The 16,278-nt window shown below is 43.0% G+C and carries 14 protein-coding genes; 8 read left to right on the forward strand and 6 right to left on the reverse strand.

What is annotated here, in order from left to right:
- Positions 1–15 precede the first annotated feature (15 nt).
- The 3 genes from ACAX20_RS12150 (at position 16) to ACAX20_RS12160 (ending at position 3,155) form a co-directional block, all read left to right on the forward strand.
- Complete coding sequence (locus ACAX20_RS12150) at positions 16–543, forward strand: DUF3833 domain-containing protein (protein WP_371186542.1); 528 nt, start codon at positions 16–18, stop codon at positions 541–543.
- Positions 544–696: 153 nt separating this feature from the next.
- On the forward strand, positions 697–2,124 hold the full coding sequence (locus ACAX20_RS12155; protein ID WP_371186544.1) for a sodium-dependent transporter: 1,428 nt from the start codon (positions 697–699) through the stop codon (positions 2,122–2,124).
- 122 nt (positions 2,125–2,246) lie between these two features.
- Positions 2,247–3,155, forward strand: a complete 909-nt coding sequence (locus ACAX20_RS12160; RefSeq protein WP_371186546.1) for a class I SAM-dependent methyltransferase — start codon at positions 2,247–2,249, stop codon at positions 3,153–3,155.
- 99 nt (positions 3,156–3,254) lie between these two features.
- Here the strand turns inward: ACAX20_RS12160 and ACAX20_RS12165 are convergent, their stop codons facing one another.
- Positions 3,255–3,872, reverse strand: coding sequence for a LysE family translocator (locus ACAX20_RS12165; RefSeq protein ID WP_371186548.1), 618 nt, complete (start codon positions 3,870–3,872; stop codon positions 3,255–3,257).
- A gap of 314 nt (positions 3,873–4,186) precedes the next feature.
- Between ACAX20_RS12165 and ACAX20_RS12170 the strand changes: the two genes are divergently transcribed.
- A complete protein-coding gene (locus tag ACAX20_RS12170; RefSeq protein ID WP_371186550.1) occupies positions 4,187–4,438 on the forward strand; it encodes a PGPGW domain-containing protein in 252 nt (83 codons plus the stop codon).
- A 151-nt stretch (positions 4,439–4,589) separates the two neighbouring features.
- On the opposite strand, the gene ACAX20_RS12175 is transcribed toward ACAX20_RS12170, so the two are convergent.
- Complete coding sequence (locus ACAX20_RS12175) at positions 4,590–5,306, reverse strand: DUF3581 family protein (protein WP_371186552.1); 717 nt, start codon at positions 5,304–5,306, stop codon at positions 4,590–4,592.
- Positions 5,307–5,433: 127 nt separating this feature from the next.
- Complete coding sequence (locus tag ACAX20_RS12180; protein WP_371186554.1) at positions 5,434–5,718, reverse strand: GIY-YIG nuclease family protein; 285 nt, start codon at positions 5,716–5,718, stop codon at positions 5,434–5,436.
- Positions 5,719–5,770: 52 nt separating this feature from the next.
- Between ACAX20_RS12180 and arfB the strand changes: the two genes are divergently transcribed.
- Positions 5,771–6,190, forward strand: a complete 420-nt coding sequence (arfB, locus tag ACAX20_RS12185) for an alternative ribosome rescue aminoacyl-tRNA hydrolase ArfB (RefSeq protein ID WP_371186556.1) — start codon at positions 5,771–5,773, stop codon at positions 6,188–6,190.
- Between the two features lie 64 nt (positions 6,191–6,254).
- A complete protein-coding gene (locus ACAX20_RS12190; protein ID WP_371189652.1) occupies positions 6,255–7,049 on the forward strand; it encodes a DUF2797 domain-containing protein in 795 nt (264 codons plus the stop codon).
- A gap of 59 nt (positions 7,050–7,108) precedes the next feature.
- On the opposite strand, the gene ACAX20_RS12195 is transcribed toward ACAX20_RS12190, so the two are convergent.
- The 3 genes from ACAX20_RS12195 to ACAX20_RS12205 form a co-directional block, all read right to left on the reverse strand.
- Positions 7,109–8,206: an ABC transporter ATP-binding protein gene (locus ACAX20_RS12195; RefSeq protein WP_371186558.1), complete on the reverse strand. Its 1,098-nt coding sequence runs from the start codon at positions 8,204–8,206 to the stop codon at positions 7,109–7,111.
- Between the two features lie 5 nt (positions 8,207–8,211).
- Positions 8,212–9,849: an ABC transporter permease gene (locus tag ACAX20_RS12200; RefSeq protein WP_371186560.1), complete on the reverse strand. Its 1,638-nt coding sequence runs from the start codon at positions 9,847–9,849 to the stop codon at positions 8,212–8,214.
- 133 nt (positions 9,850–9,982) lie between these two features.
- Positions 9,983–11,047: a Fe(3+) ABC transporter substrate-binding protein gene (locus ACAX20_RS12205; protein WP_371186562.1), complete on the reverse strand. Its 1,065-nt coding sequence runs from the start codon at positions 11,045–11,047 to the stop codon at positions 9,983–9,985.
- A gap of 259 nt (positions 11,048–11,306) precedes the next feature.
- On the opposite strand from ACAX20_RS12205, the gene ACAX20_RS12210 reads away from it, so the two are divergent.
- Positions 11,307–13,133 carry a DUF885 family protein gene (locus ACAX20_RS12210; RefSeq protein ID WP_371186564.1) on the forward strand — a complete coding sequence of 609 codons (1,827 nt, stop codon included), beginning with the start codon at positions 11,307–11,309 and terminating at the stop codon, positions 13,131–13,133.
- 442 nt (positions 13,134–13,575) lie between these two features.
- Positions 13,576–16,173, forward strand: a complete 2,598-nt coding sequence (locus tag ACAX20_RS12215; protein ID WP_371186565.1) for a TonB-dependent receptor plug domain-containing protein — start codon at positions 13,576–13,578, stop codon at positions 16,171–16,173.
- Positions 16,174–16,278: the final 105 nt, after the last annotated feature.

Consider the following 16,278-nt stretch of genomic DNA (forward strand, 5'->3'; position numbering starts at 1 on the left):
ACCAAGGACCCTGTTATGTTAAAACCATTAATGATCGCCGCGCTAAGTTTGCTGTTACTTGCCTGTTCATCGAGTGACTTAAGCGAATACAAAAACACCACGCCAGAATTTAAACTGGAAACCTTCTTCAATGGCAAAGTAATAGGGTATGGCTTAGTAACGGGCTTTAGCGATGAGGTAACGCGACGTTTTGTTGTCGATATCGACGCATCATGGCAAGGCAACAAAGGCACTCTTGATGAGTACTTCACGTACAATGACGGTGAAAAGCAGTTTCGCCAATGGCGCATAACTAAGGTCGACGACACCCGTTATCAAGGCGAAGCCGATGATATTATCGGCACGGCAACAGGGCAACGTTCAGGCGCTGTCATTCATTGGCAATACGACATGGAGCTAACGGTTGATGGCAGTGACTATCAAGTGACATTCGACGACACCATGGTGCTGATAGATGATAAACACATGATCAACAAAGCTAAAATTTATAAATTCGGCCTCAATGTTGGTAACGTGACACTATTCTTCGAAAAGCTCGACTAAAGCAACCAAGCACAAAGTGACGATCTGAGCTGATTGCTCTTTCACAGCTTGCAGTCGTGGTTTTTTCGTCTATTTTTGATACAGACATTTCTCTTCGGTAATGGTAGCATCGGTGTTCATTAATAAAATAATAACAATTACATAGGAAGGATTATGGGCGCACCTCGTGAACACTTCAGTTCGAAGCTTGGTTTTATTCTCGCCGCGGCAGGCTCTGCAGTGGGGATCGGAAACATTGTCGGTTTTCCCGTAAATGCCGCAAAAAATGGTGGCGGTGCCTTTTTGCTGATGTACGCAATTTTCGTTTTTGCCATTTGTCTGCCAGTTATGATGGCAGAAATGGCTATTGGCCGTAAAACAGCAAAAAACCCTGTGGGTGCCTACAAAGCACTTGCTGGTGACAATTCAAAATGGCGCTTTGCCGGCTTATTAAGCATTATTACCCCATTTATGATCGCGGTATTTTATACGGTGCTGACCATTTGGATTTTCGTTTATTTGGCCATGAGTGTATCAGGGCAACTTGACTATTTAGCAAGTAATATCGGCTTCAACGAGATCATCAACAATCCATACTATTTATTCTCAGCAATGATTGCTGTCGGAGCATTAATCGCCATCATTTTAAAATCAGGCGTGAAAGATGGTATTGAGCGTGCGGCACGCATCATGATGCCTGCACTATTTGTTATGTTGCTATTACTCGTGGCATTCGTACTCACGTTAGATAACGCCATCAGTGGTCTCGCGTTTTACCTTATCCCAGAAGTCGATAAAATCACCCCTGCGGTTGTTAGCGGTGCCTTATCGCAAGCATTCTTTTCGCTATCGTTAGGTATGGGTATTTTAATCACCTACGGTTCATATATTTCAAAGAAAACCGACATCGAAGGCTCTGCAAAACTTGTTGCGATTACCGATACCAGTGTCGCATTTATCGCCGGCTTGATGGTATTACCAGCGATTTTTTCGTTTAACCCAAATGTTAACCCAGATGAGCTAAGTGACAGTTCCGTGTCGATGATCTTCGTATTTTTACCGAAAATCTTCCTCGCATTACAAGCCACGGTCGGTTACTTTTTTGCTAGCGTAATCGCGTCGGTATTTTTCTTATTGGTATTTTTCGCTGCGCTTACCTCACTGGTTTCAATTCTAGAAGTGCCAGTGTCGTACTTAATCGATGAGCGCAAACAAACTCGAAATACCGCGTTACGCAATATCTTTATTGTTGGTGGTGTATCTGCTGTGTTAGCCACATTAAGCTTTGGTATGGTTGAGTTTTTAACCAAGTTTGTAAGCTACGGCGGTGCTAACAAGTCGTTATTCGATGTTATTTACGATATATTTTACGACACGATTTTACCGCTAAATGGCTTGTTGATTTGCTTATTCGTTGTTTATCGTTGGAAAAAGCACAACTTAAACGCCGAGCTTAGTGAAGGTAATAAAAGCTTTGGCAGCAGTATGTTAGCTAAGTATGTAGACTTCTCATTGGGTACCTTTATCCCAGTTATATTGGCGCTAATATTTATCAATACCATCGCCAAAATTTACTTTGGTTATAGTGTGTTTGGCCTATAAGCCAATTCCAATAACAACAATTAAACCCGGTTTAGCATAGGCGCACCGGGTTTTTTATTGCCATTTCCGTTACAATATTCTGCATATATTCAAATTCATACGTACAAACAAAGAGAAACCAAATGAAGGTGCAAGAGTTGCTGCAACTTATCGACTTAAGCGATATTGATGACCACGAGTGTGGTCGGTTATTTCATGGTCGTGGTCACGCCTATCCCGGCTATGAGCATATCAATATCGATTATTTCCCGCCGATGTTATTAATCACCGTCTACCAAGAAACTGACGCCGATTTCTTACAGCAACTGAGCGAGCAACTGCATAGCAGTATCAACAGATGCAATTCAGTTAAAGTACAATATCGCTGTCGACCAAAAGCGCCATTTGCTACCTTAGTTGGTGAGTCTATTGAGTCATTAGTTGCGATAGAGCATGGCCTTAAATTTCAACTGCATTTTAGTGAGAACCAAAATTTTGGCTTATTTCTCGACATGCGAAATGGTCGTCGCTATGTCCTTGAACATAGCGAGGGCAAAAGCGTGCTTAATCTATTCGCTTATACGTGTGCTTTTTCAGTCGCAGCTATCGCTGGCAATGCCGCAAAGGTGGTCAATATTGATATTAGTAAAGCTGCGCTTAGCAAAGGTCGTGATAACCACCGTCTTAACAAGCACCCGCTAGAGAAAGTCCGCTTTGAAGGCGTGGATATATTTAAATCATACAATCGCTTAAAGAAGCACGGCCCTTATGATTTGTTAATTGCTGATCCTCCGTCATTTCAAAAAGGCAGTATCGATGTTAAGCGCGATTATCCCAAAATCATTCGCCGCCTTGACCAATTCATGGCGGAAGATGGCTTATTGATGCTGTGCCTGAACTCACCCGATTTAAGTGAAGAATTCCTGTTTTCAATGATGAACGAATACAGCCCTAACAGTGAATTTGTCGAGCATATAGAGCCACCAGCAGTATTCAAAGAAGCTTATACAGGCAAAGGATTAAAAGTCTTAGTGTTTCGCTATAAAAAATAACCATACATAGCGAAGTTAATTGCGACAACGATGTCAACGGGCGGATTTAGTAGGCTGAGAACAACTAAAGCCGCCACAACAATCATAGGCAAGTCGAACTCACCAAATAACACGAACAGCTAATAAAATTAGAACCAGCCCAGTGATCCGTTCAAGGTAATGTGCGTTATCCCGTAACCGCTGCAACATCGCCCCACGTGAGAGTCCCCAAGCAACCAAACAATACCAAAGCGTATCGATCACACCAACCGTTGCCACCATAATGCTCTGTTGCAATAACGTGGCATGGCTGTCAACAAATTGACTGAACAACGCGAGAAAAAACAGCGCTAACTTAGGGTTTAAAAACGCAATAAAAAAACCATCGCGCCAGCCATTTACCTTGCTTGTCACAACAGGTTCTTCGGCGTCATGCTTAGCGATGATATTGCCACGATGGCTAGTCAACGATTTATAAGCCAGATATAGCAAAAACAACGCACCGCTGTATTGAATGATGTTAAAAACGGTCTCAGATTGGACAATCACCAGGCCGATACCAGTCACCGCGATAGCCGCATACAAAGCAACCCCCAAGCCATGAGCAACAGCCGTACTCAATCCCCCTGTACGCCCCGCGTTAATGGTGTTACGAACGACAAGGGCCAATGAGGGTCCTGGTGAAAGCGCACCTAAAATACAAACCAACACCAACGATAACCATAAATCGAATGCCATTAATCCTCCATGACTTATTTAAAAACATACACATAAACATCTAATAAATAGAGAGTATTGACCACCGACGCAATCCGTTTGATAAAAACACCATCATACGACCCTACCCATGTTGCACATTAGAACAGACATTCAGCAAAACGTGGATAACGACTAATAAATGGCCATTTTCACCAACAATGCCTCTTTCTTTTATGGCGATCCAAAATAAAACCATTATTTACAAACACTTACCAACTGGCACTCACTTTGCATTATTGCATCAATAACAAAATATATGATGACAATTTAACTTATTAAGAGGTAAAAAAACTATGGCACAAACTATTTCTGTAATCCGCACACTTGTTGGTGCTATCTGCTTATTAATTGGTATCGCTTTTATTGTCTTACCTGGTCCTGCGATTATCTTTATTCCGGCTGGATTATTATTACTCAGTGAGCAATTCCCTATCGCCGAGCAGTGGTTAAAACAATACATGCGTTACACACGTAAAGCGGCAAACCAAACGGATCGCATGATAAAAAATGCTAAACAGCGCTGGCTTCAGCGTAAGTGGGTATAACGCCAATGCATTCTCACAATGCCCGAGCAGATAATAAAACGCCGCATTTTGATGCGGCGTTTTATTATCTGCGAAGACTGTTAAGTGCTATGACTAAAAGACACTAAGCTTCAACATTCAACAATAAGCAAAAGGCTGTTACGCGGTGTAGTTAAGCGACGCGATAAGCACCTTTCATGTCGTGATAGTCACCAATAATATTGTCGATGGTTTGCTGATCATAGGCTCGTAACCCACTCAACACCATGTATTTAATACCATGACCTACGACCTCACCATCGGCGATTAAATCAAACTTTAATTTAGCTTGGCCACGCTTGCCATCAACACTTAAGGTGGTTTCATCAGCATCAAATTGCAATGATAACTGCTGCATATCGACGCGGTCTAAACAGATTTCCATGCTCTCGTACATGATCATAGGTCGAGTGGGATTGATCATGACCTGATTTTCACGCATCAGATCACATAATATTTTCGGGAATGTTTGGCCTGAAAAGCCCACATAAGAGCGGATAAGCGATTCAATTAATGTTGAACATTGGCTGTGTTCACCATCACCAGCATAGCTTAAGTATTCTTTACCATTATCATCATTGATCGTTGCACTAGACTGATGTTCTATCGGGAAATTAAGTTGCACATCTTCGGTAACCATACCCGAAAAGGTAAAGTTCATTCGCTGCTGCAAACCAGACTTTTGCAAAATGATGGCAAACAACAAGTCACCGGGAACACAAAAACGCTTTGCATCAACATTGTGAATAGGATTGAAATCATCAGCAATTTGCTTGGCAAAATCGCTGGCTTGTTGACGCGTGAAGCTTATCTTTTGATTATCTTCGCTGTAGTATTGCTCAATAAACATCGGTTACCTGTTGTTATTGTCTGTTTTCTATGCGCTGCTAGTGTAGCAATGTTAGAAAATGAAATCATCGACAAAACAACTAATAAGACCAGCGCAAAAAAACAGCAAAAGAAAGGTAGCAAGGCGTCTATAGACCCGCTAACTGCAGTTTTTTATTACGACTTAAACGCTTGATGGCGGCTTCGCGCTTACTTGCTGACGAGCGGCACGGATAAGATTCCGAATACACTAAAGTAACCGGTAAACGGACTCGCGTGTATTTCGCTGCAAGTTTTCCTCCAGCGTTATGTTCCGCTAAGCGACGAGTTAAATTGGTGGTTATACCTGCGTATAAGCTATTGTCGGCACATTGCAACAAATAAACATACCAAACAGGTTCAGATGTTGTTATCGTATCAGTCACGTTGATCATTGGTTGTGTTACAGCACCTGCAACTATACTGGCTAGCATCGATACAAAGCAAATGCGTTTTTTAGAAATTAATCACAATTTAAAAATTGATATGCAAGCGATCGAATTGCAGATGATCCGAGCCCAAGGCAGTGGTGGTCAAAATGTCAATAAAGTTTCCTCGGCTATCCACCTTCGTTGCGATTTGCACAAAGCAAACATTAGCGATGATATGCTCAATAAAATCCTTGCTCTTAATGATAAGCGGATCAGCAAAGATGGTATTATCATTATCAAAGCACAAAATTTTCGAACCCAAGAGAAAAATCGGGACGATGCCATAGAGCGCTTGATAGCAATGCTTAAGCCTGTCACACTGTTCAGTAAAGTACGGCGGCAAACCAAGCCAACTCGCTCGTCACAGCGTAAACGCTTAGACAAAAAAAAGGCGCATAGTCAATTGAAGTCAAGCCGCGGCAAAATTCGTATTTAATTCTCACCTTTAATAAGCTAATTTTATTATGACGACAACTTCATGTACCGGACACTTAAGTAAAATGGTGTCGCATTTACAAGATGGTATAGCCCATTATCAACTTCCGGTTGGTGATACCTTAATCGATATGAATAAGCTGATTGGCAAGCATTTAACGCTTGAGCATACCGGTAATATCAACTGCCAAGAGTGCGGTAAAAAAACCAAAAAGAGCTATTCACAAGGTTTTTGCTACCCCTGTATGAGCAAATTAGCCAAGTGCGACATGTGTATTATGAAACCTGAAACCTGTCACTTTGCCGAAGGTACTTGTCGTGAGCCTGAGTGGGCTGAGCAACATTGTATGGTTGATCATTATGTTTATCTAGCCAATACCACAGCCATTAAAGTTGGCATTACCCGTCATACTCAAATTCCAACCCGTTGGATAGATCAAGGTGCTAATCAAGCTCTCCCTATATTCAAGGTAAGTACTCGCTTACAGTCTGGTTTGGTTGAAACCGCTCTCGCTGAATTCATTAGTGACAAAACCAATTGGCGCAATATGTTAAAAGGTAAAGCAGAGCCTATCGATTTACAGCAAAAAGCTGGTGAATTAATTCCAAAAATTGCCGAAAAATTAGCGGAATTGCAGCTAACCTATGGTGCTGATGCGGTAGTGCAATTGAATGAGGATGTGGTGGACATCGATTACCCGGTGGCCGAATACCCAAGTAAAATAAGCTCGTTCAATTTCGACAAGAACCCTGTCGTCGCCGGTACGCTGACAGGGATCAAAGGCCAATACTTATATTTTGATACTGGAGTGATTAATATTCGTAAGTTCACTTCATATGAAGTGACTGCGACCTTTTAATCACATTACCAATTGTGACGTCATCGCGCATTCCATAAATGCGCGTTAATGCGCTTTGCTTATTTGGGATCAAAAACGATAACAGGCTGTGGTGTTAAGCAAACTCGCACTTTAGCGCCTATGGTCAAGACAATATGTGCCGGCACCCAAACTTCTACCTGGCAATCGGCTAACGCGATCGTTGCCCGATAACCATCATCTCTAAATTGAAAGTCGACAATATAACCGTTGCTTTGCTGATTTTCCGCTTCGGCTACCTGCAAGTCAAACTGATGAGGTCGAATAAATAACTCAACCTGCTCATTGGCTACTAAAGGCCTATTGGTTTGTAAGTGAAGATCCGTACCTAATGGGCAATTAACCGTTAGATCAGCATTTACTTGCGCTGCTATGACACTGCCTTTACCAAGGAAGTCGGCAACAAATCGATGGGCAGGATTTTGATATAACGTCTGTGGTACACCCGTTTGCACAATACGCCCCTCATTGAGTAACGCCATACTATCGGCAAGTGCAAACGCTTCTTCTTTGGCATGAGTAACAAATACCGCGGCAATGTTGCGCTTTTTTAATATTTGGCGAATGTCTTTTATCAGTGGTAAACGCAACTGCGAGTCAATATTTGAAAATGGCTCATCAAGTAATAACACCTTAGGGTCACGTGCTAGGGCTCTGGCAATGGCAACACGCTGCTGCTGGCCACCAGAAAGTTGATGAATATAGCGCTGCTGATAACCTGATAGCTCGACTAAGTCGAGTAACTCATCGACGATGCGTTGTTGCTCAGCTTTACTTTTATCGGCAATGCCAAAGGCAATATTCGCCGCCACTGACAAATGAGGAAATAACGCGTAATCTTGAAAAATCATGCCCAGATCACGCTTATCACTGGTCACCGCAATATTGGCATCGCAATCGAGTAACAGTCGCCCAGCTAAATGAATGCTCCCTTGTTGGCAATCAATTAAGCCTGCAATGACTTTTAGTAATGTCGTTTTACCGCAACCGCTCGGGCCAAGCAAACACATGATTTCACCGGCTTTAAGATCAAGCGATACCTGTTCTAGCACTTTCGATTGCTGATACGAACAGCAAACGTTTTTGATGGCTAATAAGCTATTTTTCGTGGCCGTCGATGACGAATGTTCAATAGACATAAATGTTACTGCTGCTCCATGCTACGGTTAAGCAAAATAATAGGAACTAAACCGGCGATAATAATTGAAATGGCTGCCATTGAGGCGAGCTCAAGTTGTTCATCAGAGACATACTGAAATACGTAAGTCGCTAACGTATCATAATTAAACGGGCGCAACAGTAAAGCAGCCGGCAACTCTTTCATCGCCTCAATAAACACCAATAACATCGCTACTAGTGCACCACGCTTTAATAATGGCAAATGCACAGCTGATAAGGTTTGCCAACGATTTTTACCGAGCATGTAAGATGCCTGATCAAGCGATGGTGGCATGCGCTCATAACTCGACTCAATCGCGCCGATGGCGACTGCGCTAAAGCGAATAACATAGGCAAAGCCAATAGCAAACACAGTGCCTGTTAAGATAAGACCAACAGGGTCTATACCAAGTTGGCGTAAATAATGATTAATACCATGATCAACAACGGTGAGTGGGATCAACACCGCGATAGCCAATACCGTACCAGGCATGGCATAACCACTACTTGCCAAACGCATCGGCAATAGTGAACCCAGCCGATTACCATGGCTGTCTTGACTGAATCGTTTGAGCACCACCAAAACCAGTGCGACAACAAGGCAAATTAATGCCACGCTAAAACTTAACGATAAGCTATTTAAACCAAATTGAAAAAAGTCGCTATTCCAAGCTTGCGCCCGGTATAGATAAGCAAACCGCAACAAATAAGCGACAGGTACAATAAATCCAGCGCTTAACACCAAAAAACAGGCACTGAACGCCAGCGCGTTGGCGCTACCTGACAATTGCTTTAATGGATGCTTTTGCTGTTGTTGATAACTGCGTTGCTGTTTGCGTGAAAAGCGCTCTAGCGAGATTAACAACAGTACTATCACCAGCATAATTACCGATATCTTCGCCGCTGCAGTCAAACTACCGTAATTTAACCAAGTATCATATACCGCGGTGGTTAACGTATTTACTGCAAAATAATTTACCGTAGCAAAATCCGCTAGAGTTTCCATCGCCACTAATGCTGCCGACACCGCAATGGCCGGTCTTGCCAAAGGCATCGACACTTGCCAAAAAATTTGGCGTCGGCTTTTACCCAACATACTCGCGGCGTGAGACAAACTTTGCGATTGCTCTTTAAAAGCGGTTTTGACAATTAAAAATACGTAAGGAAATAATACCAACGCTAATACAAATGCAGCGCCGCCTAAGGTGCGAATATCAAAAAAGTAATAATCGGCTTTATTTTGCCAGTCAAATAACTGACGCAAGAAGCGCTGTACAGGGCCTGCGTACTCAAACCAATCGGTATAAATATACGCCATCACATAAGATGGCATCGCTAACGGCAGTAACAGCCCCCAATTAAAAAAGCGGGCTCCGGAGAATTGATAATTGGCCAACAAATACGCCAACGGTACGCCAATGAGCAAACACAGAAGGACAACCAACGTAATGAGCAATAAGGTATTACCGATATAATCAAATAATACGGTATCAAACAGGTGGGAGAATATCTCGGTTTCAACCACTAACGACTGCAGTGCTATGGCGACCAGCGGGGTGATCAATATGGCGGCAAGTACATAGGCGCTTATCGCCCAAGGAGAATGCCATTTAGGTGCTAACACGTGGTTCTCTTAACATTACTGTAATAGGGTAAATCAGTGTACGCTAAATGTAAGGCGCTTCTGACATCATTATCGACGAAATAAGGCGCAATAAATGCGCCTTATCAATATCTGCATAGTACGAAACTCGTCGTTACAGATCAAATTTCACTTCATCTAATAGCTTTATCGCCGTCGCACGATGCTTGACAATTTCAGACAAGGCGATGCTATCTTCCTTAAAGTCACCCCAAGATGCCACCATCTGAGATGCTTTGACATTAGGATTTACTGGGTATTCCATATTTACCTCAGCATAATCTTGCTGTGCTTGTGCCGAAGATAAAAACTCAATTAAGGCAATTGCATGCTGCTTGTTTGGCGCGTGTTTTGTCATAGCGACACCACTAACATTGATATGCGAGCCACGATCTTGTTGGTTCGGGAATAAAATATTTACCGAGTCAGCCCATACTTTTTGCTCTGGATCTAACAACATTTTACCAAAATAGTAACTATTACCAATCGCTAGATCACATTCACCTTCTTTAATTGCACGAACTTGGGCGCGATCATTACCTTGCGGTTTGCGTGCTTGATTTGCCTTCAAACCTTCTAGCCAGGTTTTGGTATCCGCTTCACCGTGATGAGCAATCATCGATGCAACAAGGCCAAGGTTGTATGGGTGCTTACCACTGCGCATACAAATTTTTCCTTGGTACTCAGGGTTAGCAAGTGCCTCGTAGCTGATATCTTGCAAGTCAGCTAAACGTGCTTTCGATGCATAGACATTGCGTACACGCTTGGTTAATGCATACCAATGGTGTTGTTCATCGCGAAACTGTGCAGGAATATTGGTATCTAGCACATCACTTTCGACCACTTGGCTTAGACCTGACTCGGTCATTTCCATTAAACGAGCAAAATCAGACGTTAATAAAATATCGGCTGGAGAATATTCACCTTCTTTTTTAAGCTTTTCAACTAAGCCCGATTTTGCATAAACGATGTTGGCGGTAATACCTGTTTGCTCTGTGAATTTCGCTAAAATTGGCTCAATAAGAAACGGTTGGCGGTAAGAATAAATATTAACTTCTTTCGTTTCGACTTGCTGCGCTTGTTCAGCTTTAGGTTGCTTACCGGTCTGCGACTGTTCTGCTGGTGAACAGCCCAATAACGTTGCCACCATAGACAACACGACGATTGTTGCTTTTTTCATTGTGATACCTTTCGCTCGAGTAACCGCCTTAAGTCATACTAATTCAGGCGCAAATAATAATAGTTCTCATTTGCGATTATACCGATAATTAACCAGAATAAAATAAATTTATTTAATTAAAGCAAATATCCTAAATAAAGCTGTGGTTTAGCAAGATATGGATTAAGATAAACACAATCATTTAACCCCTAAATTTTAGATACGCTGTTAACTTAACTTTTATAACTCAGCTAACCGACAATCACTTTTACGGCATATTATGAAAACCTTTTTAACTACCTCATTCACCACGCTATCTTTGTTACTATTAACATCTTGTTCAAATGAAGAAGCTCAGCCAGTACAACAAATTAGCCCTGCTGCGGCTGAAGCCACCTCGACAGAGTCGATAAGCCAACAGTTGGCGCAACTATTTGACGATTATTTTAATGATTCGTTAGCTCTTAATCCGGTGTCTGCTGTCTATCTTGGCGACTATCAATATAATGACCGCTTTAATCCACCAATTTCCAAAGAATCGATCGCGGCCAAACTAGCGCTAGAGAAAAAGTATTTAGCAAAATTAGCTTCCATTGATGCTGCTAAACTGTCCGGCCAAGACTTACTCAGTTATCAAATTTTTGAACGTGACCGTAAGCTCAATATCAAAGGTTTTGAGTTTAATGGCTATATGTTGCCACTAAACCAAATGTATGGCGTCCATAATAGCTTTGCAGCGCTTAGTTCAGGACAAAGTGCTCAGCCATTTAACACCATAAAGGATTATCAAGACTTCGTAAAACGTGCCCATGGTTTTACTGATTACATGGACAGTGCTATAGCCGCCATGCGCGAAGGCATGCAAAAAGGTATGGTATTACCTAAAGCCATCGTCGCTAAAGTAATCCCGCAAATGAGAGCGCACCAAGTCGATAACATTGAAGACAGCGTTTTTTGGGGGCCGGTGACAATGCTTGCTGATAAATCCTTCAGCGCCGATGAAAAACAACAAATTGAGAATGATTATCGTCAGCTGATCAGCAACACCCTGATACCAACATTTACCAAGTTTGCTGAGTTTTTAGAAAACGAATATATGCCTGTTGCACGTGATAGCGTTGGTTTATCAGCATTACCAAACGGCGAGGCATGGTACCAGCATCAAATTGAAGTAAACACCACTCTGCCACTATCGGCTGCTGAGCTACATGAATATGGTAAGCAAGAAGTTGCTCGCATTCTAAGCGAAATGAACAAGGTCAAACAACAAGTTAACTTTGATGGTGACCTACCAGCATTCTTTGAGTTTTTAAAAACCGATCCGCAGTTTTATTGGAATAACGAGCAAGATGTTGTCGATGCCTATGTTGCCATACGTGACAAAATTGATGCGCGTCTACCGAAACTTTTTGAAGTTTTTCCTAAAGCTAACTACGAAGTGCGCCCTGTAGAAGCATTCCGCGCGACTTCAAGCGCCGGCGCCAGTTATCAAGCACCAGCACCAGATGGCTCGCGTCCAGGCATTTTCTACATCAACACCCACAACTTAAAAGCTCAGCCTAAATTTATTTTAGAAACGTTAAGTATTCATGAAGCGTCACCTGGCCATCACTTCCAAATTTCGATTCAGCAAGAAGTGAAAGGCTTACCTAAGTTTAGAAAATTTGGTGGCTATACCGTGTTTGTTGAAGGTTGGGCACTTTATGCTGAAAGCTTAGGTAAAGAGATCGGCATGTTCACCGACCCATATCAATGGTATGGCCGTTTATCCGATGAGCAGTTGCGAGCGATGCGCTTGGTTGTCGATACCGGCTTACACGCATTTGGTTGGACTCGTGAGCAGGCGATTCAATATATGGTGGACAACTCTTCATTAGCATTAAGTGATATCACCTCGGAAGTGGAACGTTACATATCCATTCCAGGACAGGCGCTAGCGTACAAAACAGGTCAGCGTGCGATTCGTGACATGCGTAACAAAGCTGAAGCGCAATTAGGTGATAAGTTTGATATTCGTAAATTCCATACGCAAATCTTGACCGATGGCGCGTTACCCATGCCGGTATTAGCCAAAAAGATCGATGCATGGATCGACTCACAAAAATAATAGCCCGTGTTCGTTAACCAATGTTTATAGGTCACATTGACTCATTAGTGTGATATCAGCATTAAAAAACAACCAAAATTAAAGAGCTCCCGATTATTCAGGAGCTTTTTTTTTGTCTCATTTTTAACGCCATTGCTCGTCCGATTGATTACCCTATTCACTCCCTCATTAATCCCCCCATCAAGAGTAAATAACATGTAAACAACCCAATTTACCTCATCAACATCCATCACCGACAAAACAACATCATGTCGACAAAATTGATAAAAGCATTGGGAAATGTAAATAAATTTATAATTATTTACACATCGCGGGTTGTAAATGAAATGTGAACTCGATATAAACAAAAGACGCACATAAAAATAATAATAACGTGCCGGACTTACAATAAGACGCCTTGGAATAAGTCTCTGATCTAAAAATAATAAGTAGGAATTAGTTTATGTCTCAATCATTCAAGTTACGTCATCTTACCCTTGCTGTTGGTATGGCGTTAGCAAGCCAACCAACGTGGGCTGCAGACGCTGAAGACAGCGCCGCAGATGAAAATATCGAACAAATTGTTGTCGTTGGTAGCCGTGCAGCACCACGTTCCGTCGCAGATTCTCCAGTACCGGTCGACGTGATCAGCAGCGATGAGCTCGCTAAATCAGGCTCAAGTGACATGCTTGATATGCTGCAAAGCAGCGTGCCGTCGTTCAACGTACGTGCACAGCCTATTTCAGATGCCGCAACGCTTATCCGCCCCGTCAACTTGCGCGGCCTATCATCTGACTCAACACTGGTATTGGTTAACGGCAAACGCCGTCACCGCGCTTCTGTTATCGCCTTCCAAGGTGGCGGTGTGAACGATGGTGCACAAGGTCCAGATATTTCAGTGATTCCAGCAGCGGCTCTTAAACAAGTGGAGGTTCTGCGTGATGGTGCATCGGCACAATATGGTTCTGATGCGATTGCCGGTGTAATGAACTTTATCCTGCGCGATGACAGCGAAGGTGGTTCAATCTCGGTTAAATACGGTGAATACGCCCAAGGCGATAACGGCGAAGACGGTGGCATGACCGTGATTGATGGTAACATCGGTTTACCATTTACCGATGACGGTTTCGCGAACTTTAGTTTCCAACTAAAAAACGCCGATCCTACCAGCCGCTCAGTACAGCGCCCTGATGCAGCCAACCTTATTGCTCAAGGTAATACCTCCGTTGCCGATCCGGCGCAAATTTGGGGTAACCCAGAAGTAAAAGACGACATCACCTTATTTGCCAATATTGGCTTAGAAGTTGCTAAAGGTACTGAAGCCTACCTATTTGGTAACTACGCAGAGCGTGATGTCACTGGTGGTTTTTACTACCGTAATCCACATAATCGCAGTAACGTCTATTCCGTTGATGGCGGTGAAACTTTATTGGTGGGCGATGTTGGCTTAGCTAATGGTGGTGAAGCAACGTGTGCGGTTGTACCAATCCCGAAAAATGCTGATGGCTCAGATGGCAATGTGTTAGAAACCGATGACTATGCAGCAATGGTTGCAGATCCAAACTGTTTCTCAATGAACCAAATATTCCCGGGCGGTTATACCCCGCAGTTTGGTGGCAACATCACAGATACGTCATTAACTGCCGGTGTCCGTGGTGATATTTATTCTGGTTGGTTAACCGATTGGAGCTTTGACCTAAGCGCCTCTGTAGGCCGCAACGAATCGGCTTTCTTATTGAAAAACAGTCTTAACCCATCATTAGGTTTGAGCACACCAACCGATTTTGAAACAGGCAAGTACATCCAGCTAGAGAAAACAGTTAACCTAGACCTTGTTCGTGCTTTTGATGTTGGTATGGCTGAAGATCTGAACCTAGCAATGGGTGCAGAGTGGCGTGAAGAAAGCTTTGAAATCGTTGCTGGTGAAGAATCGTCTTGGAAAGCCGGTCCATATGCGGCGCAAGGCTTTAACATTGGCTCACACGGTTTTAAAGGCTTTGGTCCCGAATCGCAAGGCGTTAATGTGCGTCGTAACGTAGCCTTATACATTGATGCTGAAACCTACCTAACCGAAACATGGATGGTTGGCGCAGCGTTGCGCTTTGAAGACTACAGTACCTTTGGTGATACGCTAGACTACAAACTGGCAACGCAACTTGAATTAACCGACAGCGTCTCGTTACGTGCATCACACAGCACCGGTTTTAGAGCACCTACTGTTGGTCAAGCGAACGTGGTTAACACGCAAACATCTATGGTGGAAGGTGAGCTTATCCAGTCATTCTTGGCGCCGCCAACCAACCCGCTATCGGCCTTCTACGGTGGTAAAGAGCTGACGCCTGAAGAGTCAACCTCGTTCTCTGCTGGTTTAGTATATCAGCAAGGTGATTTCTTTATGACCATCGATGGTTACAGCATTGAAGTGACGGATCGTTTAGCGCAATCAAGTCAAATTGATGTATTATCAAAAGATCATGCAGAGCTTCGCGCCCGTGGCGTTAGTAATCCAGGTCTTATTTCAGCGGTGACTTTCTTTAATAATGACTTTGATACCACCACAGAAGGTGTCGATGTGGTTGCTAACTACTCAACTGAGTTAATGGATGGCTATACCAAGTTCAGCTTGGCCTATAACTTCAATGACACAACGGTTGATAGTTTTAATCCAGAAACCACCAACGAAGGTAAAGTAAAACGCCTTGAAGACGGTATCCCTGCGCATCAAGCAACCTTTACGGTAAGTCAAAGCTGGGATCAAGTGAGTGCGTTTGTACGTATGAACGCGTTTGGTGAGTACTATGCAGTGCATGCTGATGACACCTCAGCTGGTTGGTCAGAAATGGCAGACTCGGCAGTGACCTTTGATGCCGAAGTAAGCTGGTATGCAACTGACGACATCACGGTAAGCTTTGGTGGTAGCAACATCTTTGACCAGGACGCGCAAGAACTGCAAAAAGGTGACGGTGGTGCTTACGGAATTGTAGGCGGTAAATACTATGAAAGTGGTCCATTTGATTATAATGGCTCATTCTACTACGTAAAAGCCAGCTACAGCTTCTAAACAAAGCGAAAATATCCTTTATTTCTAGGGATAAAAAACGGGATGGCCATATTGCCATCCCGTTTTATTTTTGCCTGCCTTCATTTTAATCATTGTCGCTAAAGA

Source organism: Thalassotalea sp. Sam97, from assembly GCF_041379765.1.
Classification (GTDB): Bacteria; Pseudomonadota; Gammaproteobacteria; order Enterobacterales; family Alteromonadaceae; genus Thalassotalea_A; species Thalassotalea_A maritima.